Source organism: uncultured Deefgea sp. (assembly GCF_947072475.1).
GTDB lineage: Bacteria > Pseudomonadota > Gammaproteobacteria > Burkholderiales > Chitinibacteraceae > Deefgea.
On the sequence record NZ_CAMTIA010000015.1, the window covers coordinates 13,504 to 35,420 of the forward strand.

The 21,917-nt window shown below is 49.0% G+C and carries 20 protein-coding genes; 7 read left to right on the top strand and 13 right to left on the bottom strand.

Features of this window, described 5'->3' with window-relative positions; translation table 11 throughout:
- Positions 1-100: 100 nt before the first annotated feature.
- Positions 101-715: a LysE/ArgO family amino acid transporter gene (locus Q0V82_RS07090; RefSeq protein ID WP_288841742.1), complete on the bottom strand. Its 615-nt coding sequence runs from the start codon at positions 713-715 to the stop codon at positions 101-103.
- A 107-nt stretch (positions 716-822) separates the two neighbouring features.
- On the opposite strand from Q0V82_RS07090, the gene Q0V82_RS07095 reads away from it, so the two are divergent.
- Positions 823-1,728, top strand: coding sequence for a LysR family transcriptional regulator ArgP (locus Q0V82_RS07095; protein ID WP_297574094.1), 906 nt, complete (start codon positions 823-825; stop codon positions 1,726-1,728).
- Between the two features lie 23 nt (positions 1,729-1,751).
- Here Q0V82_RS07095 and Q0V82_RS07100 read toward each other — a convergent pair whose 3' ends face one another.
- The 5 genes from Q0V82_RS07100 to Q0V82_RS07120 form a co-directional block, all read right to left on the bottom strand.
- Positions 1,752-4,442, bottom strand: a complete 2,691-nt coding sequence (locus tag Q0V82_RS07100) for a nitrate reductase (protein WP_297574096.1) — start codon at positions 4,440-4,442, stop codon at positions 1,752-1,754.
- Between the two features lie 95 nt (positions 4,443-4,537).
- Positions 4,538-4,861 carry a nitrite reductase small subunit NirD gene (nirD, locus tag Q0V82_RS07105; protein ID WP_297574098.1) on the bottom strand — a complete coding sequence of 108 codons (324 nt, stop codon included), beginning with the start codon at positions 4,859-4,861 and terminating at the stop codon, positions 4,538-4,540.
- A gap of 164 nt (positions 4,862-5,025) precedes the next feature.
- Positions 5,026-7,458 carry a nitrite reductase large subunit NirB gene (gene nirB, locus Q0V82_RS07110; protein WP_297574100.1) on the bottom strand — a complete coding sequence of 811 codons (2,433 nt, stop codon included), beginning with the start codon at positions 7,456-7,458 and terminating at the stop codon, positions 5,026-5,028.
- A 79-nt stretch (positions 7,459-7,537) separates the two neighbouring features.
- On the bottom strand, positions 7,538-8,740 hold the full coding sequence (locus Q0V82_RS07115; RefSeq protein WP_297574102.1) for a NarK/NasA family nitrate transporter: 1,203 nt from the start codon (positions 8,738-8,740) through the stop codon (positions 7,538-7,540).
- A 283-nt stretch (positions 8,741-9,023) separates the two neighbouring features.
- Positions 9,024-9,608 carry an ANTAR domain-containing response regulator gene (locus tag Q0V82_RS07120; RefSeq protein WP_297574104.1) on the bottom strand — a complete coding sequence of 195 codons (585 nt, stop codon included), beginning with the start codon at positions 9,606-9,608 and terminating at the stop codon, positions 9,024-9,026.
- Positions 9,609-9,915: 307 nt separating this feature from the next.
- Between Q0V82_RS07120 and Q0V82_RS07125 the strand changes: the two genes are divergently transcribed.
- The gene (locus Q0V82_RS07125; RefSeq protein WP_297574106.1) at positions 9,916-10,332 is read left to right on the top strand and encodes a glycerophosphodiester phosphodiesterase family protein; all 417 of its coding nucleotides are present in this window, start codon (positions 9,916-9,918) and stop codon (positions 10,330-10,332) included.
- Positions 10,333-10,783: 451 nt separating this feature from the next.
- On the opposite strand, the gene Q0V82_RS07130 is transcribed toward Q0V82_RS07125, so the two are convergent.
- From Q0V82_RS07130 to ffh, 7 genes are all read right to left on the bottom strand, one after another.
- A complete protein-coding gene (locus Q0V82_RS07130; RefSeq protein WP_297574108.1) occupies positions 10,784-12,076 on the bottom strand; it encodes an HD-GYP domain-containing protein in 1,293 nt (430 codons plus the stop codon).
- A 71-nt stretch (positions 12,077-12,147) separates the two neighbouring features.
- Positions 12,148-12,339 (bottom strand): hypothetical protein, encoded by a 192-nt coding sequence (locus tag Q0V82_RS07135; RefSeq protein WP_297574109.1) that lies wholly within the window; start codon positions 12,337-12,339, stop codon positions 12,148-12,150.
- Positions 12,340-12,763: 424 nt separating this feature from the next.
- The gene (gene rplS, locus Q0V82_RS07140) at positions 12,764-13,144 is read right to left on the bottom strand and encodes a 50S ribosomal protein L19 (protein WP_226764949.1); all 381 of its coding nucleotides are present in this window, start codon (positions 13,142-13,144) and stop codon (positions 12,764-12,766) included.
- Between the two features lie 45 nt (positions 13,145-13,189).
- Positions 13,190-13,951 carry a tRNA (guanosine(37)-N1)-methyltransferase TrmD gene (gene trmD, locus Q0V82_RS07145; RefSeq protein ID WP_297574111.1) on the bottom strand — a complete coding sequence of 254 codons (762 nt, stop codon included), beginning with the start codon at positions 13,949-13,951 and terminating at the stop codon, positions 13,190-13,192.
- A gap of 32 nt (positions 13,952-13,983) precedes the next feature.
- The gene (gene rimM / locus Q0V82_RS07150; protein ID WP_297574113.1) at positions 13,984-14,466 is read right to left on the bottom strand and encodes a ribosome maturation factor RimM; all 483 of its coding nucleotides are present in this window, start codon (positions 14,464-14,466) and stop codon (positions 13,984-13,986) included.
- Positions 14,467-14,529: 63 nt separating this feature from the next.
- A complete protein-coding gene (gene rpsP / locus Q0V82_RS07155) occupies positions 14,530-14,772 on the bottom strand; it encodes a 30S ribosomal protein S16 (RefSeq protein ID WP_173532418.1) in 243 nt (80 codons plus the stop codon).
- A 196-nt stretch (positions 14,773-14,968) separates the two neighbouring features.
- On the bottom strand, positions 14,969-16,312 hold the full coding sequence (gene ffh, locus Q0V82_RS07160) for a signal recognition particle protein (RefSeq protein WP_297574115.1): 1,344 nt from the start codon (positions 16,310-16,312) through the stop codon (positions 14,969-14,971).
- An 82-nt stretch (positions 16,313-16,394) separates the two neighbouring features.
- On the opposite strand from ffh, the gene Q0V82_RS07165 reads away from it, so the two are divergent.
- From Q0V82_RS07165 to coaE, 5 genes are all read left to right on the top strand, one after another.
- Positions 16,395-17,204 carry an inner membrane protein YpjD gene (locus Q0V82_RS07165; protein WP_297574117.1) on the top strand — a complete coding sequence of 270 codons (810 nt, stop codon included), beginning with the start codon at positions 16,395-16,397 and terminating at the stop codon, positions 17,202-17,204.
- Between the two features lie 287 nt (positions 17,205-17,491).
- Positions 17,492-19,195: a type IV-A pilus assembly ATPase PilB gene (pilB, locus tag Q0V82_RS07170; RefSeq protein ID WP_297574119.1), complete on the top strand. Its 1,704-nt coding sequence runs from the start codon at positions 17,492-17,494 to the stop codon at positions 19,193-19,195.
- Positions 19,196-19,208: 13 nt separating this feature from the next.
- Positions 19,209-20,432, top strand: a complete 1,224-nt coding sequence (locus Q0V82_RS07175; protein ID WP_297574121.1) for a type II secretion system F family protein — start codon at positions 19,209-19,211, stop codon at positions 20,430-20,432.
- A gap of 4 nt (positions 20,433-20,436) precedes the next feature.
- Entirely contained in the window at positions 20,437-21,288 is an 852-nt protein-coding gene (locus Q0V82_RS07180) for an A24 family peptidase (RefSeq protein ID WP_297574122.1), read from the top strand.
- Entirely contained in the window at positions 21,289-21,903 is a 615-nt protein-coding gene (gene coaE, locus Q0V82_RS07185) for a dephospho-CoA kinase (protein ID WP_297574124.1), read from the top strand.
- Positions 21,904-21,917 lie beyond the last annotated feature (14 nt).

A 21,917-nucleotide genomic window follows, 5' to 3' on the forward strand; every position in this document is an offset into this window, starting at 1 on the left:
TATGGGTACCTATTGAGTGAAATCCTTACGTATCACTCAAGTATAACCAACAAACCAACAGCCAATCGTCATTTAAATGTCAACATAATGCAAAATAAAGTTAAGAAACAACTAAGCTACCGGCCAAAAACAACATCGTCGCGCCAGTAATGCCATCAATCCATTGCCAAGCCACGGGCCGTGCCAAGTATCGCGACAAGGCTTGCGCCGCAAAACCCAGCACCGAAAACCACAAAAGTGATGCCGTAGCGGCCCCCAAAATAAAACTCGGCTGCATTGCCAGCGGATAACTCCCGCCCATTGCGCCCAATAGCACCACGGTATCCAGATACACGTGCGGATTAAGTAGCGAAATCGCCAAAATGGTCAACAAAGCCCGTCGGACACTGACCACCTCAGGTTCAATCGCGACTTGCAAAGTATTGCGGCGTAACACCGCCGCCCAACTGCGCAAGCCATAGCACAACAAAAAAGCCGCGCCGCCCCAACGAGCAATCGACAATAAAATCGGTGATGATTGCACCAAAACGCCCATGCCCAACACGCCAGCGGCAATCAGCAGCGCATCGAGCGTGATACACACCGCCAAGGTCAGCAATACATGTTGTTTTTGAATCCCCATTTTCAGTACATAGGCATTTTGTGCGCCAATCGCCATAATCAGCGCCGCGCATAAGCCCAATGCTTTAGTAAAAACCAGCCAATCGAACGTCATAAAACACCTCTTGAATGAGGTTTCCATTGTCATGCAAGATTACAATTAATTAAATATGATTTATTATTTCTAAGTAATCATTAAAATTTCTTAATAAAGGGGCGGCAATGCTCGATACCCATAAAGGCGAAGCGTTATTGGCGGTGATCGATAGCGGTAGCTTTGAACAAGCCGCCAAATGGCTACACCTCACACCATCGGCAGTTTCCCAGCGAGTGAGCGCACTAGAAAGTCAGCTTGGCACACCGCTCTTAATTCGCACCCGCCCTTGCCGCGCCACGCGCGCTGGTCAGCGTTTACTGCAATACCTGCGGCGCAGTCAGTTTTTAGAGCATGAATTTTTAGCCGAACTTGAGCATGAACAGCAGCACTTTTTGCCGGTCACAATGGTGGTCAACCACGATACGCTCGCCACTTGGCTCTTACCGGCCTTAAGCCAGTTTTTGCAAGCAGAGCAGCTGTTACTCGACATTAGTTTGGACGATCAAGACCATACTTATACCCTGCTAGAGAGCGGGCAGGCTTTGGTGGGGATTTCTAGTGAATCAGAAGCATTACGTGGTTGCCGTGCCCAAGCACTTGGCATCATGCGCTACCGCCTATTGGCGCATCCTGACTTTGCCGCTCGGTATTTTCCACAAGGCTTGCAACGCGAAGCGGCGCGCCGTGCGCCACTGATGGTGTTTAATCGTAAAGATGCGCTGCAAAGTAACTTCTTATTGCGAACGCTCGGACTACCCAGCACCCATCTCAATTGCCATTACGTGCCATCGAGCGAGGCGTTTTTACAAGCCATTGAATTGGGTTTGGGCTATGGCATGGTGCCCGAAATACAATACCAGCCCGCTACGGGCCTGCGGCCATTGATCGATCTGGCACCGAGCCAAGCCACCGATGTCACCTTGTATTGGCATTGCTGGCAAGTGCAATCGCCAAAGCTGGAGCGACTCAGCCAAGCGGTGATCCAAGCGGCCAAACAGGCGCTTTTACCACTGCCCAGCGAGCGTCTTTAACAAAAAATGCAGCGCTTCAGGCGTTAACAGACTAATGCGGTTTGGCAAAGCCGGGTTAATTCGGGGATACAAGATCCACAGACACTGCCGCAGCCGAGTTTGGCTTTCAATTGCGCGACGTCGGCCCCCTGAGTGATTTCAGCCAAAATCCGCGATTCACGGACATAAATACACTGACAAATCACGCGATCATTTGCTACGGCTTGGCCTGGCGTAAACACGCGGATGCGGGGTCCCGTCCAAACCAAGCCAAGCTGGGCAATCAGCGCGGTGCTGCCGGCAATATCTCCCGCCAGTACAAATCCTCGCAGTACCGCGTCGTCTGACCACGCGACGCGCTTGATGACGCCACGTTTGGCATCTTGATATTGCAGCACATTGGCGCTGGGCTGCAGTTGCAGCGCAGTAAATAGCCGTTCCAACCAGCCTTCGGGTGCCGCCATATCGGCGACGCGCAGCACCAGCAGCGGATTTTCTCGGCCTTGCAAACTCACACTGGCGTAAGCGCAGGCTTGCAATAAGGGCTGCACGATGGCGTGTAAGGCGAGAATATCGCCCCCAGTGGCCTCTTCCACCGACATTGCCGCGACCAGCCGCCAAGGTAATTCGGCTTTTTCTACACGAACTGCGGCGTGTTTTAGCTCGGGTTGCGCTGATTTAGCGTCCACCGCACTGCTACAGACCTCATTAATCCCGCCACTATTTAAAAATTGCCCATTCCAATGCATCGCGGCAAACACCGTGCCCGAGGCAACCGAATCGGCGATTTCCAAAGGCAGAATCAAGCTGCCGCGTTTGCTACTCACTTTGAGCAAATCACCGGCTTTGAGGCTGCGGCGCTCAGCATCGAGCGGATGCATCGTTAATGCCGGCTCGGCACTGTGCTCAAACAGGGCCGGAACACGACCAGTGCGGCTCATGCCATGCCATTGATCGCGCAAGCGGCCGGTGAGTAAATGGAATGGAAAACGCGAATTAGTCGCCTCGGCCACTGGCAGATATTGCACTGCATGAAACCGTGCCCGACCATCGTCAGTGGCAAACACTCCGTCGGTATAACGCCGCGCTTGGCCGTGTGACGCGTCAGCGGGGAACGGCCATTGCTGCGGACTTTTCGCCAGTTGGGCATAACTGAGTCCGCCAATATCTAAATCACGACCCCGTGTTAATAAGCGATGTTCGTTAAAAATCATTTCGCTATCGACATACGGAAACAGCGTCGGCAGCTCAGGCCGCAGGCGCGCTTCAATCCGCTGTGCAACCGCAACGGCAATTTCCCAATCGGCCTTGGCTTCACCGGGCGCAGCAACGGCGGCGTTCACGCGTGAAATCCGTCGTTCCGAATTGGTCACGGTGCCGGATTTTTCGCCCCATGAGCTGGCAGGCAAGACCACATCGGCAAAAGCAACGGTGTCGGTATTGATAAAAGCGTCTTGTACAACAACCAGCTCGGCAGCCGCCAAGGCCAAACGCACATGGGCGAGATTGGGCAAGGAATGCGCCGGATTACTGCAAACGATCCAAATCGCTTTAATCTTGCCCGCTTTAATCGCGTCAAACATCGCAATCGCTGGCAGGCCAGGTTGAGCGGAGACTGAATCGACGCCCCATAGCGCGGCGACTTCGGCGCGGTGTTCGGCATTCGCAATGTCACGGTGCGCGGCCAGCATCGTTGCCATGCCACCGACTTCACGCCCGCCCATCGCATTAGGCTGGCCCGTTAGCGAAAACGGTCCAGCTCCTGGCTTGCCGATTTGTCCGGTCGCCAGATGCAGATTAATCAAGGCGAGGTTTTTATCGGTGCCATGACTGGATTGATTCAGTCCCATGCAATACAAAGACAGCGCCGCTGGGCTAGCGCCAAACCATTCGGCGGCAAGCCGCAAGTCTTCTTCTAAAATACCGCAAATTTCGGCGACCATTTTCGGAGTGTAATCACGCACCATGGTTTTTAGTTCGGCAAAACCAGCGGTATGCGCGGCGATAAATTGCGGGTCGGCCAGCCCTTCCCATAGCAAGTGATGCAACATGCCATTGAATAGCGCAACGTCAGTGCCGGGTTGAATTTGTAAATGCAGGTCCGCCATTACGGCGGTATCGGTGCGGCGCGGATCGATCACAATCCATTTCACCGCTGGATTGGCCGCTTTGGCCGCCGCCAATCGACGAAACAACACCGGATGCGCATACGCCATATTGCTACCGGCAAACAGCACCGTGTGTGCCGCTTCCAAATCGTCGTAACACGTCGGCGGGCCGTCAGCGCCGAGCGCCATTTTGTAGCCCGTCACTGCGCTCGACATACATAGCCGTGAATTGGTATCGATATTGTTGGTGCCCACCAAACCCTTCGCCAGCTTATTAAAGACGTAATAATCTTCGGTCAGCAATTGCCCTGAGACGTAGAATGCGACGGCATCCGGGCCGTGTTGTTCGATGATGTCGGCAAAGCGCTCGGCGACAGAATCCAGCGCCATCGCCCAATCGACGCGTTCACGCGGCGCATCACGCGTCAAACGCAGCTCAGGGTACAGCGCGCGATTGGTGAGGCTGGCCGCGCTTTGGGCCAGTGACAAACCCTTAGTACACAGCTGCCCCCAATTCGCAGGATGCGCAGGATCGCCTTGCACGCCGGTGATTTGATCCACCGTTGATTCAATCAAAACCCCACAGCCCACGCCGCAGTAACAACAGGTCGATCGCGTTATGGCCATGGTTCTACTCCTTCATCATCATTGGTTAAACAACATACCTATACCATCTATTTATCTGTAGCCATTGCTAAACAATGGCTACATCAATATACCCATCAAAGAGACAAAAACACCTGCCCCTCTTCGAGCTTGCTCGGAAAGCGCCGTGCACAGCCTTGATCGGGCGCACGCGCTTGACCAGTTTTTAAATCGATATTCCAGCTATGCAGCGGGCAAGTGACTGATTCGCCGTGCACGATGCCTTGCGACAGCGGCCCGCCTTTGTGCGGACAATGATCGAGCAGCGCAAACACCGTATCGTTCGCAGTACGAAACACCGCGATATTGCCGCTAGGATGCTCAACGACGCGGCTACCGAGCATGGGGATTTCGTCGATATGGCAAACAGAAATCCAGCTTGGATTGGCTTTCATATTCATTTTGTGGTCCTTGTTTAAAACAAACCTTTCGACGCAGAGGCGCAAAGACGCGGAGAAAACCTTAAAACGTAAATTAATTAAGTCATTAACTCAGTCGTTAAACCTTATTTCTACTGGTTTTTTCCTCTGCGTCTCCGCGCCTCTGCGTCGGGTTTTAATGGTTTTTACGCAATCACCTTAATCGGTATGAATTCCCGTTTCGCTTTGCCGGCAATCCGTTCCGCCCATGGGTCGCGTAGGCCGTCCAGTGAGTACAGCAATCGCTCAAATAAGGCTTGGCGATTGGCGGCGTCCTCGACCACTTTGGCTTTAACATAATCGAGGCCAACTCGGGCGATGTAGTGCACGGTGCGATCGAGGTAATAGGCTTCTTCACGGTACAGTTGCAAAAATGCGCCGCTGTATTCTTTCACTTCGTCAGCCGTTTTCACTTTGCAGAAAAACTGTGCCACTTCGGTTTTGATGCCGCCGTTGCCGCCGACATACAGCTCCCAACCGCTTTCCACCGCGATCACGCCAACGTCTTTAATCCCGCTTTCGGCACAATTCCTTGGGCAACCACTGACCGCCAGTTTCACTTTATGCGGCGACCACATATTGGCGAGCATGGTTTCTAGATCAATCCCCATTTGCGTGCTATTTTGCGTGCCAAAACGGCAGAACTCACTGCCAACACAGGTTTTTACGGTACGGATTGACTTGCCGTAAGCGTGGCCCGATTGCATGCCCAGATCGGCCCAGACATTGACGAGGTCTTCTTTTTTAATCCCCAATAAATCGATGCGTTGCCCGCCGGTGACTTTGAGCAGCGGCACGGCGTATTTGTCGGCGACATCGGCGATGCGGCGCAGCTCGGACGCATTGGTGACGCCGCCTTTCATTTGCGGAATCACCGAAAACGTGCCGTCTTTTTGAATATTGGCGTGGACGCGTTCATTGACAAAGCGGCTTTGTGGGTCATCCACCGACTCATGCGGCCACGTCGAAAGTAGGTAGTAATTGACCGCTGGGCGACATGTGGCGCAGCCGTTTGGCGTGCGCCAATCCATGAATTCGTACACCTGAGCATGATTGAGCAAATGGTGCTGCTTGATCGATTGCCGCACTTGCGCGTGGGTGTGATCGGTACAGCCACAAACTGCTTTGGTTTTAGGGGTTTCTTGAAAATGCGTACCCAAAGTATTCATCAGAATTTGTTCGACTAAGCCGGTACAAGAACCACATGAGCTGGCCGCTTTGGTGTGTTTTTTAACATCGTCGACCGTGAACAGGCCTTGCTCATTAATGGCTTTGACAATGGTGCCTTTGCAAACGCCATTACAGCCGCACACTTCGTCTTTGTCTTGCATACCACTGACACGACTTTGCCCTGCGACGCCGGCGTCTCCAACACTGCTCTCACCAAACATCAGGTGATCGCGTAGATCGCTGATATTGCGGCCGTCGCGTAATAGCTTGAAATACCACGCGGCATCTAGCGTGTCGCCATACAGGCAAGCGCCGATCAGCTTATCGTCTTTGATGACCAGTTTTTTGTATACGCCGCCAGCGGGATCAGACAACACGATTTCTTCGGCCTCGTCGCTGCCCATAAAATCACCCGCCGAAAATAAATCGATGCCGGTGACTTTTAATTTGGTCGAGAGTATCGAGCCTTGATATTGGCCATAGCCCATCAGCGCCAAATGATTGGCGGCCACTTTGGCCATTTCAAACAGCGGTGCGACCAATCCATAGGCGGTACCACGGTGATTGACGCATTCGCCAACCGCATAAATCCGTGGGTCGTAGGTTTGTAGGGCATCGCTAACGACAATACCGTTTTTACAATGCAAACCAGCGGCAAGCGCCAATTGGGTATTGGGCCGAATACCCACCGCCATGACCACCAAATCCGTCGCGATTTCAGTACCATCGCTAAATCGAACCCCGCAAACATCACCCGCAGCATTGCCGATAATCGCGGCAGTTGATTGCCCGAGCAAAAACGTCAGACCCCGTTCGCGAAGTGATTTTTCAAGTAGTTTGCCTGCGGCCACGTCTAACTGACGATCAAGCAACCAATGTCCGAGATGGACCACGGTGACCGCCATACCGCGTAACATCAGGCCATTGGCGGCTTCTAATCCCAGTAAGCCACCACCAATAACGACGGCAGTTTGCTTAGTTTTTGCCGCATGAATCATCGTATCGGTATCGTAAATATCTCGATAACTCAATACACCGTTTAAATCCTTTCCGGGAATAGGCAAAATCACTGGCGTCGAGCCGGTTGCCAGCAATAATCGATCGTACGGCGTTTCGCTGCCATCATCCGCAACCACGACTCGGCGAATCCGATCAATCTGGGTAATGGCTTTGCCCATATGCAAAGTAATATGGTTTTCAGCATACCAATCGACGGTATTGAGCACGATTTGGTCAAATGTTTGCTCGCCAGCGAGTACTGGGCTGAGCAAAATACGGTTGTAATTCGGATGGGGTTCAGCACCAAACACGGTGATGTCGTAATGATGCGGGGCCAATAGCAGCAATTCTTCTACAGTGCGGATACCGGCCATGCCGTTTCCAATCACAATCAATTTAGGTTTCGACATGGTCGGATCTCTTCAGGTTGATATTAGGTATTGATCTACATGCGTTTAGATAAAAAGACTTCAAAGCAATACCTACGGATTAAATCCTTGCCTGTGCTAAACCCATGCTGCTGCGCCAACGAACTTTGACTTCTGATAAGCCATACCAAGCGCCTAAAGCCAATACAGAAAACAACCATAAGCCCAAGGCATAACTACCCGTGCCTTGCTTCACCACCCCTAAGCCCGCAGCCAAGAAAAAACCCCCAATACCACCGGCCATTCCAATTAAGCCCGTCATCACGCCTAAATCCTGATTAAAGCGCTGTGGCACCAATTGAAATACCGCCCCATTGCCCGCGCCCAAACACAGCATCGCAGCAATAAATAAGCTTAATGCGACCGTAGAGCCACCCCATCCCAAGCCAACCAGTCCAATCAATATGCTGCAAGCGATATAAACCATTAACAAGGTGCGTGTCCCTCCGATCCGATCGGCAATCACGCCGCCCAGGGGCCGCATCACCGAACCGGCTAAAACGCAGGCGGCGGTATACCAACCGGCAACTTGCGGCGTGAAATTAAATTGATCATGAAAGTAACCGGGTAAGGCGCTAGCAAAGCCGGCAAAGCCGCCGAAAGTGATGGCATAAAAACCCATAAATATCCAAGCATCTCGTTGAGCAAGGACCTCAATATACGACTGCCATTTCTTTGGGGTCGCGGCCCCTGGCGCGTCTTTGGCCAGCATGCAATACAAGCAAAATACGAGGATTAAAGGAATCAGCATCACGCCAAACACATTGGTCCACCCCACTGCCAGCGCCAACATCGGCGCGAACAAAGCGGCTAAAACCGTGCCTGAATTACCCGCCCCCGCAATGCCCATTGCAGTACCTTGATGCTCAGGCGGATACCAGCGTGAAGCCAGTGGTAGGGCCACCGCAAAAGACGCACCGGCAAAACCTAGAAACAGTCCGAGCAATAAAGCGTCATTCAAACTATGGATGCCCAAACGCCAAGCGGCCAACATCGCCAGCATGACGATGACTTGGGCAATCAGCCCGGTACGTTTCGGACCAATTTGATCGACCAAGATTCCCAAAACTAGACGCAGCAAGGCGCCGGCTAAAAGAGGGGTTGCAACGACTAAACCCCGTTCTTGCGTGGTTAAACTCAGTGCCGTTGCGATTTGAATTTGCAGCGGTCCCAATAAATACCAAACCATAAAACTTAGATCAAAATAGAGAAAGGCCGCCAATAACGTCGGCGTATGCCCTGCACGCCAAAAATTGCTTTTCATGATGTTGTCCTCGCAGCGTTCTATCGTTCACTAGCACCCCAAAGGAGCACTACACTTTGCAAGGCCATCGTTGGCCCCAAGCTCTAACACGTCGTTGTATTAGGTGATTGGAAGATAGCAAGGAGCATGCCATTAAAATAAATTTAAATTTTCAGCTAGAAATCAAGCCGATATGCACCGATCACGGTTTTTTATAAAAATAAATATCGATTCAGTCCGCACTAAAATATTGCATTGCAACATAAGATGCACCGCAATCGATCAGCGCCCCGCGCCATAAAGATTAGATTTTAGTTTCGGCATGAGCCATCCAGTCCGCGAGCGCTAAAACTTGCCGCGCAGCATCTGCTAACTTAATCCCTTGTTTCATCGCCTGATTGCGTAAAGCGACAAACGCTTGTTGTTCGCTCATATGCTGTTTATCCATTAATAAGCCTTTAGCTCGATCAATGATTTTTCGTTCCGCCAATTGGCATTGAGCTTGCTGTAGCTGCGCTTGCCAGTGGCGCTTTTCTTCAAAGTACAGCGAGCCCAGCAATAGCTCTGCAGCTAAACGCTCGGCTCGCCAATCATTAAGCACATACGCACTCACCCCAAGTGAGAGCGCCATACGAATTAATTCACGCTCATTACTGGTAGAAAATAGCAATATGGGTTTGGGCGTTAAATGCAGTTGTTCTAACGAACCAAACAGTGCTGCAGAGGGCGTTATCGAACGAATTAATAAAAAATCGGGCTGCTCACGCGCACATATCGCAGGCAAAGAATGGGCCGTTGCGCGCTCTGCAACCCATTGATAGGCTGCAGGGAGTATCAGCCAATCATCCTCTGCGGCAACACCGTCATCGATATAAAGCACTTTTAACATGATCTAAGCCCATCAATACACTGCAATGCGGTGATTCCAGCAAAATGCATGCCATCGAGCGATTAGATTACATCGACGGCACATCAGGGCTCTAAATCAACGGCAATATCGATTAAATGTAAGGCTCAGCCGTCCCTCAATTGTCGTTTTAATTCAGGCTGCTGTGCTGTGCTTTTGATTTTTGGGGGCGCAGCATGAGACGGTGGATTGATGGTTTGGAATAAGTACAACGTTGACAGAGCAGCGGCTTAACGCTGGCCGAGTTTCTCCAAGTGCGCCAGCTCACGCACTACTTTTGCTAGTTGGCATGATGGCAGGCGATAAGCGCTTATTTAGCGATATGGTCACGCCAGCGGGTTTGGCTGAAATCAAAACCTATGCCGATGGTATCGGCCCTTGGAAGCCTTATATCATGTCGGTTAAGGGCGTATTTGGCACGGATGGCAAGCAAGTCGATATAAATGGCGACGGGAAGGTTAATTATGCAGATGCCAGTAGTTTGCCGCCAACGACGCTGATTGCCGATGCACATAAAGCCGGCTTGATGGTGCACGCGTATACATTCCGCAACGAATCTCGTCGTATTCCTGCTGATTTTAAAAATGACCCAAAAGCAGAATATAAGGCATTTTATCGTTTAGGCTTGGATGGCGTGTTTTCAGACTTTACCGATACCGCGATTGCGGCAAGAAGTGACTACTTGAAAGAAATGCTGGCGAAGTAAGTGGTCACGAATCAGGGATTGGAACTTGTAGGCGCTGGCTTGCCAGCGAATGCAATGCTTTGCTTTGCTTTGCTTTGCTTTGCTGGCGGAGCAAATTCTACGAAGAGTCAAAAGTGTTTCTCTTAACGACTTAACTCTAAAAATTTGAGCTATTTTAGCGTGTTATTCGATGGGTGGTACTCATGGTGAGTGTGCTGTGCCAACTAAAAAAGCCGCTAGGATCTGTTGACGTTTGGTTTGCCAACCGCGTGTGCGGCTTTTGGGCCTGAGGCAAGGCACGCAGCATAGTCATGCTACGCCAGCGCTTGGTCACGCAGTATCAGGCTGACATTATTTAAAAAGGCCGCCGCCAAATCCTGCGGGCTAGGCGGATTTTTCGGCATGGTGAGGTCAATCAAAAATGGCGCCAGACATCAAAGATTTGTTTGACGGGGGTTTCATCAGCACGGCACTAAATGGCCCGCAAATGGCAAATCAAATCGTTGAGCGCCGCTTGTGAAATACCATCCAGTACCGGCGCTCGGCGCTCTATTTCATTGGCAATATCGTAAAGCATCCATTCCATTTCACTCAACATAGCTTGTAATTCAACCAACATGTCTGGGTCATCTTGCCCAAAAGACTGCATGGCCTGTACATCATCAGGATTTAGACCCGCTTGTAAAAGTAGGGCACGAATACTATCCATACGCTCAAATAAAAAAACTAGCGGACTATCCGTCTCCACCTGCTCATTCACTTGCCCTTCTAGCATGGCGTGCAAAGCCAGCCATGCTTGCAAAAAATCGGCAATATGCGCCAATTGCAAAGAGCTGTCTTTTCCAACCACCGCATGGTGTTCTTCATTGGTAACCGAACGTAGTAAATCCCGTAAAGCTTTTACCGTGACGGGGTCAAATCGAGATTGATTTAAAGTAAATAATGCGTCTAGCCTTTGCAAATCAAAGCGCCGCAATACAGCACCAGAGACGTCGGCAATCGCAATAATCTGAGCCAAATGGCTGATCGCGGCTTTACGCAAACCATAGGGATAGCCACTACCATCGAGGCGCTCGTGATGATGCAAAATCGCCTGCGCGGCAGCAGGAGAAAACTCAGGAAAAGCATGCACCACGACATAACTCGTAATCGGATGTACATGAATATAGCGCCGCTCTTGCGGCGTAATTTTATGGCCTGAAGTCAGTAGCTCTGGATCGGTATGCAGTTCACCTAAATCATGACATATCGCGGCCAGCGTCAAAGCGGTCTTATCAGACGCAGATAATTTCAAATGCAGTGCCAAGGCATAAGAAACAATGTAATTTCTAAGCACATGCTCAAATAGATCTGGCCGTTGATCTTGCATCACCGTCAGCCGAAATCGAATCGGCAAGGGTAAAGACAAGCCGGCCAGCTGATGCTTAATGGCTAAAGGATCACCTCCTCGCGTCACGATCCTCGCAATCAGCGGATCTTTATCGATGATTTTCCCTACTTCAAAAGCCAACTGCCCACCATCAACAGGTCGCTCCGTAGCGAGTAGCTGATCCAGCGGTGTAGATAATTTATGCTTGGCCAACATATCAAACTGGTGGCTGCTAATTTTCGAGCCTTTAGCCAGCAACTTCATGCCATTTGCGGCAAAAATATCTTGATCTGCAACGACTTCTCGTCGGTCCCCCATCTGGGTGGCCGCACGTAAATAATGGGGATTTTCTTCTGGTAACTCAGCAAGCTGAGTAAGGGGATCAGGTGGCATCATCGAGTACTACAGTAGAGGGGCTTAATCAGCTTAGTCCATTTAGAGCAAGACTCTTGTCAATTTAGCTAAAACTAAGCTGAACACGCCGTGCCGGTCAACAATGGAAAACAACGACTAATTGCAGGGCGGCACCATGCCAAAGCGCGCAGTAGATTCGCCAACCACGTGGCACAGGTAGTGGTCAACAAGCTCAAATCGACACCATGAACCAAACGCAGCGGCAAGGTTTCTGCTTTGGGTGTCGGCCATTGCGTCGCTAGCATCGTGCGCTGAGCATTAGCGGGCTTTGCGATGGGTACGATCGATACCGCAGGCGGTGAAGCACTCGATAAATTGGCTAGATGACGCTTCACCCAACTAGAGAAAGTCGCGCGTTTATAAGCATACTGGCGGCAAAATTTAGCCTGAGTCAGCAGACTGGTCTGCCAAATTGGTACCGCACCAAGCTCAACTCAGATCGACGAATGCGCGTGCTACAGTTCTAAAGATAAAAAGCACAACGAGCCAGAATTAATCGAACCATTGTTATGGTACGGCCGAGCTTTTACGATTAAATCGAGCGCACTTAAAACATTCATCAAAAAAAACATCGTTCGGCTGCCCTCAAACGAAAAAAAACCCGCACTAGCGGGTTTTTGCTGCGCTACGCTGGGTAGCTTGCACTGTTGAGTCGTTGTGAAAAAGCGATTACGCCTTAGCAGCAACCACTTTACGTGCTGGCAATTTTTCCTTAATACGTGCAGATTTACCTGAACGATCACGGAGGTAATACAATTTAGCGCGACGAACATCACCACGACGCTTAACTTCAATTGAAGCTACGAGTGGAGAGTAAGTTTGGAATGTGCGTTCAACGCCCATACCAGAAGAAATCTTACGCACGATAAAGGCGCTGTTTAGACCACGGTTACGTTTAGCAATAACAATGCCTTCGTAAGCCTGTAGACGTTCACGAGTACCCTCTTTCACTTTTACGCTAACGATAACAGTATCGCCAGGTGCAAAATCAGGGATTGCTTTGTTCAAGCGAGCAACTTCTTCTTGCTCAAGAATTTGTAACAAATTCATTTGGATACTACTCCGTATGTGAAACCGTACCTTCCACTCAAAGGTTTAATCCATTGAGCTTGCTGAATGTTCAGTTTTGAATTCAGCCAGAAGACGAGCTTCCTCTTTAGTTAACTGACGACCTTGCAGCAAATCTGGGCGACGTAACCAAGTACGTCCCAAAGACTGCTTTAGGCGCCAGCGCCTTATTGCGGCATGATTACCTGACATCAAGACATCAGGAACGATCATATCGCGATAATTTTCGGGACGGGTGTAATGCGGGCAATCGAGCAACCCATCCACAAAAGAATCTTCCACCGCACTGGCAGCGGTATTTAATACCCCTGGTATCAGGCGAGATACGGCGTCGATTAAGATCATCGCGGGCAATTCGCCACCCGATAAAACATAATCACCGACCGAAATTTCTTCGTCGACTTGCGATTGAATCACTCGCTCATCAACACCTTCATAACGCCCACATAACAAAACTAAACCTGGCATTTGCGCCAAAGCTTCGGCTTTTTTATGTGTTAGCGGTGCACCTTGCGGCGACAGATAAACCGTATGTGGCACGACACCTAATTCACGCTGATGTTGCTTTGCAGCGATCAACGCTTCATCCAAAGGTGCAGCGAACATCACCATGCCAGGACCACCGCCGAAAGGGCGATCATCAACACGATGATAATTATCCGTGGTGTAATGACGCGGATTCCATGTTGTTAAGCCGATTAAGTTTAATTCTACTGCGCGCCGAGTGACCCCGTGCGCACTGATGGCATCAAACATATCCGGAAATAAAGTAACAACATCAAATTGCATGCAAACCCAAGTACCGTGCCAAGGAATCAGGATTAATAATCCAGACCCCAGTCAACGCGCATCACACGCGTCTCAAGATTGACATCAAGCACAACGTGTCCAACAAAGGGCACCAAGCGCTCTGTTGTTTCATCTTTCACAACGATGACATCGTTTGCGCCTGTTTCAAACAGCTTCTCAATAACACCCAAGCGCTCGTCTTGCTCATTAAATACTGCCAAGCCAATTAAATCAGCCCAATAGTATTCACCCTCACCGGCGACAGGCATGCTGCTACGCGGAATCGAAATTTCGCAGCCTTTAAGTGCAAATGCCGCATCACGGTCATTTACGCCTTCAAGCTTGGCGCCTAATTTCTTAGGTTGCACATGCGAATCAACGACTTTATAAGCACGGAAAACACCGTTCTGCCCAAGCCACCAGACTTTGTAGTCCAGCAAACTATCCGCATGTTCGGTATCCGCGACGAGGCTAATCCAGCCTTGAATGCCAAAAGCCCCGTTCACATAGCCCATCGATACCAAATCATTGGGTATCTCAGTTGCAGAGTGCGAGGCCTTAAGATTGTTTGACACTGATTACTTAGCTGCGTTTTTGATCAAACGAGCAACCGTATCTGAAGGCTGAGCGCCAACACCTAACCAGTAAGTTAGACGATCTTGAGTCAAACGAACGGCTTCTTCAGCACCGCGAGCTTGAGGATTGTAGAAACCTACGCGCTCGATGAAACGACCATCGCGGCGGTTGCGCGAATCAGTCACAACGATGTTGTAGAACGGGCGATCTTTTGCGCCACCACGAGCTAGACGAATCACGACCATAATAAAACCCAATATTGGTAATTAGCAGAAAGGCGGCGATTCTGCCAGAAATCGGCATTCACCGCAAGGACGAGAAGAGATTTAATTCTAAACGGCAATGGTTTATTGCTACAGCGTTGCTGCTTAAAAAATCTTGCTATGCAGGTATAAAACTGCAGCCCAAACAAAGCAAGGGCTACAATTAAATACCCATAAATTACATGCCAGGCATCATGCCTTTTAAGCCACGCATCATTTTCATCATGCCGCCACCCGAAAACTGCTTCATCATTTTTTGTGTTTGCTCGAACTGCTTCAGCAAACGATTGACTTCTTGTACCGTTACCCCAGATCCAGCAGCGATTCGGCGTTTGCGACTGGCTTTTAATAGCTCAGGTTTACGACGCTCAAGCGGCGTCATCGAATTAATAATGCCTTCAATCCGTGCCACTGATTTATCGTTCACTTGGCTGTCGGCCATCGCGGCCATATTGCCAGGCAATTTATCCATTAAGGCCGACATCCCACCCATTTTTTTCATTTGCTGAATTTGGGTTTTAAAGTCTTCCAGATCAAATCCTTTGCCGGACTTGACCTTTTTCATCATTTTGAGTGCTTCGGCTTCATCGACTGAATTTTTAACGTCTTCAATCAAGGAAAGCACATCCCCCATGCCGAGCACGCGGCTGGCCATCCGGTCCGGATGGAATGGCTCAAGCCCTGTTAGCTTTTCTCCGGTACCCAAGAATTTAATCGGTTTGCCGGTCACATGCCGCACAGAAAGTGCCGCACCACCGCGCGAGTCACCGTCCATTTTGGTCAGAACAATACCGGTCAGCGGCAAGGTTTGATTAAAGGCTTGCGCGACATTGACCGCATCTTGACCTTGCATTGCATCAACGACAAATAGCGTTTCAACCGGATTCACCGCCGCATGCAGGGCTTTAATTTCAGCCATCATCGCTTCGTCAATCGCTAAACGCCCCGCCGTATCAACGATTAATACATCATAAAAATGCCGTTTCGCATGATCAATCGCCGCCAAGGCGATATCTACCGGTTTTTGACTCACATCCGAAGGAAACCAATCCACCGTTAATTGACTAGCCAAAGTCTTAAGCTGCTCAATCGCCGCAGGCCGATAGACGTCAGTCGACACCAACAGGACTTTTTTCTTCTGCGTTTCTTTGAGTAACTTAGCTAACTTACCCGATGTTGTCGTTTTACCGGCACCTTGTAAGCCCGCCATCAAAATAACGGCCGGTGGCACAGCGGCCAAATTCAGCGCATCATTTTGCGCGCCCATTAATTTGGTGAGTTCTTCGTAAACGACACCAATTAAGGCTTGCCCAGGCGTTAAGCTACCAACAACTTCTTGGCCTTCTGCGCGAACCTTAACATCAGCAATAAATTGTTTGACCGCCGGCAGAGCCACGTCGGCCTCGAGCAACGCCATGCGAACTTCGCGCAGCGCATCCTTCATATTGTCTTCAGTCAAGCGGGCGTTACCGCGCAGCGTTTTAACTACACCACCCAAGCGGCCGGACAGATTCTCAAACATGCGTTACACCTTTAATACGGTTGATGCCGATTCGGCACCGACTCTGTTAGACTAAACAATTCACATTTTACCCTGATTTGACGTGTTCACCCTGCTTACCCTACTGACCCTCACGATTTACTTGATCCTCGGCTGGCATTTTTGCCAAATCAGGCTGACCGGGCAAGCGGCTGCACGCCATTTCCCAGAAAAAATCTTATTGCTAACTGGGCTGTGCATCCACGGTGCCGTGATCTTGCTCCCATTTATTAGCAGCCACCAATTGCATTTTGGCGCGGCCGAATCTTTATCGCTCACCGCTTGGCTGAGTTTGCTGATTTATATTGTCGGCCGGCAATATTGGCAGCTCGATGGCCTAGAGCCGCCATTATTCGCATTTATCAGCTGCTTTATACTGTTATCGATGCTGCTTCCGGCTGGGCACTTGATCACTTACGTGCAAAACACCCTATCTCGCAGTCATTTTTTACTCGCGATGCTGGCGCAAGGCTTGATCGTCAATGCAGCAGCCATCGCCATTCTAATGCGTTTTTCAGACCGCAATCTGCACGGCAACAATAGAAAAATTTTAGTCCGCACCTTACCGTCCTTGCTCACGCTAGAACAATTACTGTTTAGCTGCGTTACGCTGGGATTTATTTTATTGAGCGCAGCACTCATTACTGGCGTGTATTTTTCAGTACAACACAGTGGTTTATTACTAACATTCTCCCACAAAACTATTTTTGCCTTTATGTCTTGGGCGATTTTTGGGACGCTGTTAGCGGGTAGATTATTGTATGGCTGGCGCGGCCGTTTTGCCGCCAACTGGGCCTTGGCGGGGTTCATCTTATTATTTCTTGGTTATATCGGCACACGTATTGCCCTAGAAGTCTTTATTCAAAAAGGCTAGACGAACATACCTACCCCAACATACAAAACACCTGCAGCAGACTAACAAGCGGTATGTCGCTCCAGTTGGCGCACATCGACGCCTTAACGGGCCCAGCAATAAAATATTCGCAACTAATACACAACAAAAACTGAGATTAGGGACCCCATTCAAGGCAATGCGAACATCAGCACGTCGTCAATCTATAGACATCTGCTAGACTAGAGTCGTAATTTGAGGAAAAAATAAGATTTCTAGTAAAATTCTAATTACAAAACGACTAACGGCTTCGGAGAAACTCAGCGCTTATGACTGCCCCCCTTATTTCTGGGCTCGCACGGCTTTTAGTGCAACACGGCCGTTTAATCGAAGCTGATGCCGAAATGCTGCAGACCACCGCGGCCACAAATAAAATCTCGTTCATCGAGCAGTTAATTCAAAGTAAAAAAATGTCAGCGCGGGATATTGCCGATTTTTCGTCAAAAACCTTTGGCTATCCTTTACTTGATCTTGATCGAATTGACCCTAGTTATATTCCACAAGGCGTGCTCGATAGCAAAGCCATGCAAGCGCAGCGCCTGGTTCCTCTCTACAAGCGAGGCACTAAATTATTTGTGGGTATCTCTGATATTACCAATATGGCGGCAGTGGAAAACGTTCGTTTTCAGACCAATGCCCAAGTCGAGCCCATCATTGTCGAAGACCCCAAGCTCGCGGTTTTACTCCATAAACTGCTAGAAGCGAGTGGCGCCAATCTTAAAGACATGGTGATTGACGAGGCCGATTTAGAAATGGCCGGCGGCGACGATGTGCCAGCTCAAGACACCGCGGCCAATCTAGAAATCGATGATGCCCCAGTTGTTAAGTACCTACAAAAAATCTTAATGGATGCGATTAACCAAGGCGCATCGGATATCCACTTTGAACCATACGAAAAATTTTTCCGCGTTCGTTATCGTGTCGATGGGATCTTACGTGAAGTTGCGACCCCCCCACTAGCGATTAAAGAGAAAATTTCTTCCCGCATTAAAGTGATCTCCAAGCTCGATATTTCTGAAAAACGCGTCCCGCAAGATGGTCGGATGAAACTCGTTTTATCCAAAAGCCGCGCGATTGATTTCCGAGTTTCAACCTTGCCCACCATGCACGGCGAAAAAATCGTTATGCGGATCTTAGATCCATCGTCAGCGACACTCGGCATTGATGCGCTGGGCTACGATCCGGACCAAAAAGCCACGATCCTCGAGGCGATTCACCGCCCCTATGGCATGGTGTTAGTGACCGGCCCAACAGGCTCGGGTAAAACCGTATCGCTATATACCTGTTTGAATTTACTTAACAAACCGGATATCAATATTTCTACTGCGGAAGATCCTTGCGAGATTAACTTGCCTGGCATTAACCAAGTTAACGTGAATGATAAGGCCGGTTTAACTTTTTCTGCCGCGCTCAAAGCCTTCTTACGGCAAGATCCTGACATTATTATGGTCGGTGAGATTCGCGATTTAGAAACGGCAGACATTGCGATTAAAGCCGCCCAAACCGGGCATATGGTTTTTTCTACCCTGCATACCAACGATGCGCCAACCACATTAACCCGAATGCTCAATATGGGCATTCAACCCTTTAATATTGCCTCTTCGGTGATTTTAATTACCGCTCAACGTTTGGCGCGGCGGCTGTGTAGCTGCAAGCAGCCGGTTGAGATTCCAACCGAAGCCCTACTTAATGCTGGTTTTGATCAAAGTGACCTTGATGGAACATGGCATAGTTATGGCCCTAACGGCTGTGAAATATGCAAAGACAGCGGTTACAAAGGTCGCGTTGGCATTTATCAAGTGATGCCCATTACTGACGAACTCAATCGAATTATTATGACCAATGGGAATGCCATTGATATTGCCGACCAAGCACGTCGTGAAGGGGTTCTCTCTTTGCGTGAAGCGGGCTTAAGAAAAGTAAAACAAGGTCTCACTTCTTTAGAAGAAATTATGGCCGTTACCAACGCATAACAAGGAGGCCCGCATGGCAGTCCAAAAAAAAACAATCGCGGTCAAAGAATTTAATTACCACTGGAAAGGCAAAGATCGCACCGGCAAGGCGGTGAGTGGTGAAATGCGTGCCAGCGGTGAAGCGGTCGTCAAAACCACCTTACGCCGTCAAGGTGTCAATATCGCGTCGGTTAAAAAAGTCCGTATTCCTGCTGGACGAAAAATCAGCGAGCTGGATATTGCCATGTTTACGCGGCAGTTGGCCACCATGCTCAAATCGGGCGTACCACTCCTTACCGCGTTTGATATCGTCGCCAAAGGACATGGCAATCCTTCCGTCACCAAATTACTGCTCGATATTAAAACCGACATTGAAACGGGCTCATCGCTCACACAGGCTTTCCGTAAACACCCTCTGCAATTTGATGCTCTGTATTGCAACTTAGTACAAGCTGGTGAGCAAGCGGGTATTTTGGACGCCCTATTGGCACGATTAGCCACTTATAAAGAAAAAATTCTGGGTGTTAAGAAAAAAATCAAATCCGCGATGTTTTATCCCACCGCAGTTATTGTTGCGGCCTTTGTGATTACCGCAGTCATTATGATTTTTGTTATTCCCGCATTTAAAGACCTGTTTTCAAGTTTTGGAGCCGATCTTCCCGCACCGACATTAATGGTAATGGCAATATCTGATTTTTTTGTTTCGTATTGGTTTCTTATTTTTGGCGGTATATTTGGTGGTTTCTGGCTGTTTATGAACGCTTGGCGGCGCTCAGAAACAATGCAGATTTTTATGGATAGACTAATCCTAAAATTACCGATTTTTGGCGAAATCGTCAAAAATGCCACTATTGCTCGCTGGACTCGAACACTCGCCACCATGTTTGCCGCAGGGGTGCCCCTGGTTGAATCTCTTGAATCCGTTGGCGGAGCCTCAGGCAACTATATTTACAAAATAGCAACGAAAAAAATTCAATCTGAAGTCAGCACCGGTACCAGTTTGACGGTGGCGATGCAAAATGCGAATGTGTTTCCCAATATGGTGATGCAAATGACCTCAATTGGCGAAGAATCCGGCTCGCTCGATGCGATGCTCAGTAAAGTAGCCGATTACTACGAAGAAGAAGTCGATAATGCGGTTGAAGCATTATCTAGCTTAATGGAGCCGATCATTATGGTGGTGCTCGGTACTTTGATTGGTGGCCTAGTGGTGGCAATGTATCTGCCTATTTTCAAAATGGGTGCGGCTGTTGGTTGATTTTATGAATTCTTCAATTGAAATTTCTATGTTTATTTTTTGTATCGCGGTACTTGGTTTGCTCGTCGGTAGTTTTTTAAACGTGGTGATCCATCGCCTACCGATCATGATGGAGCGTGAATTCAAACAAGAATGTAGCGCACTCCTCGCCGAGCCAATGCAGATCCCTGCAGCTAAATATAATTTAGTCGTTCCACGCTCAGCGTGTCCAAAATGCGGACATCAAATAACCGCTCTCGAGAATATTCCAATTCTGAGTTGGCTACTGCTGCGTGGCCAATGTCGACAGTGTAAAAACAAAATCAGTGTGCGCTATCCACTGGTAGAGTTAATGACCGCACTGATTTCAGGTGGACTGGCCTGGCATTTTGGCTATAGTGCCCCGCTCATTGGCGCTCTCATTCTGGCGTGGTTCTTAATCACACTCATTATGATTGATGCCGATACGTATCTGCTGCCTGATAGTTTGACATTGCCATTGATTTGGATTGGATTAATTTTCAATAGCTTTAGCGTCTTTACCTCCCTAGAAAGTGCGGTATATGGCGCAATCGCAGGATACATGTCACTTTGGCTCGTATACTGGGCATTTAAATTACTCACAGGCAAAGAAGGGATGGGCTACGGCGATTTTAAATTACTTGCCGCCCTGGGCGCTTGGTTTGGTTGGAGCATGATTCCAATGATTATTTTATTGTCTTCTTTTGCAGGTGCCGCAATCGGCATTGTGATGGTTTTAGGGCAAAATCGAGGCTGGAATAAGCCGATGCCATTTGGGCCCTACCTTGGTGTTGCCGGCTTGCTGGCTTTGATTTGGGGTAAAGATCTATCGCTCATGCTGTATGGGATTGCATAAGTGCACGTCGTCGGCATAACGGGCGGTATTGGTAGCGGCAAAAGTAGCTTCTGCCATGCATTTATACGCCTAGGTATCACGGTCATTGATACCGACCTACTTGCCCATCAGTTAACGCAAGCCGATTCATCTGCGATGCCCTTAATTGTGGCGAAATTTGGTGAGTCTGCATTGCAAGATAATGGTGCGCTAAATCGTGTTTGGATGCGACAACATGTTTTTTCTAATCCAACAGGCAAACAAACTCTAGAAAAAATACTCCACCCTCTGATCTATACAATGGCCGCAGCGTTAATTCAAAACGAACGGCCAGAACAAGCCTATTGCATTTTGGCGGTTCCTTTGCTATTTGAAACTCAATTATTTCAGAACCTAATTGATTATTCTATTGCAATCGATTGTGAAGAAGATTTACAAATTGAACGTGTTAAAGCTAGAAATCATTTATCTGAAATTGAAATCAAACAAATCATTGCCACGCAAATAAATCGTGAGCAGCGAAACCAATATGCTGATGAAATACTCCGCAACGACGGAACATTGAAGGATATCGACGCGAAAGTGTCGCAAACACATGATTTTTTGCTGCAAAAGTTTAAATCAATCAAACAATAGGTTTTCAAATTGTA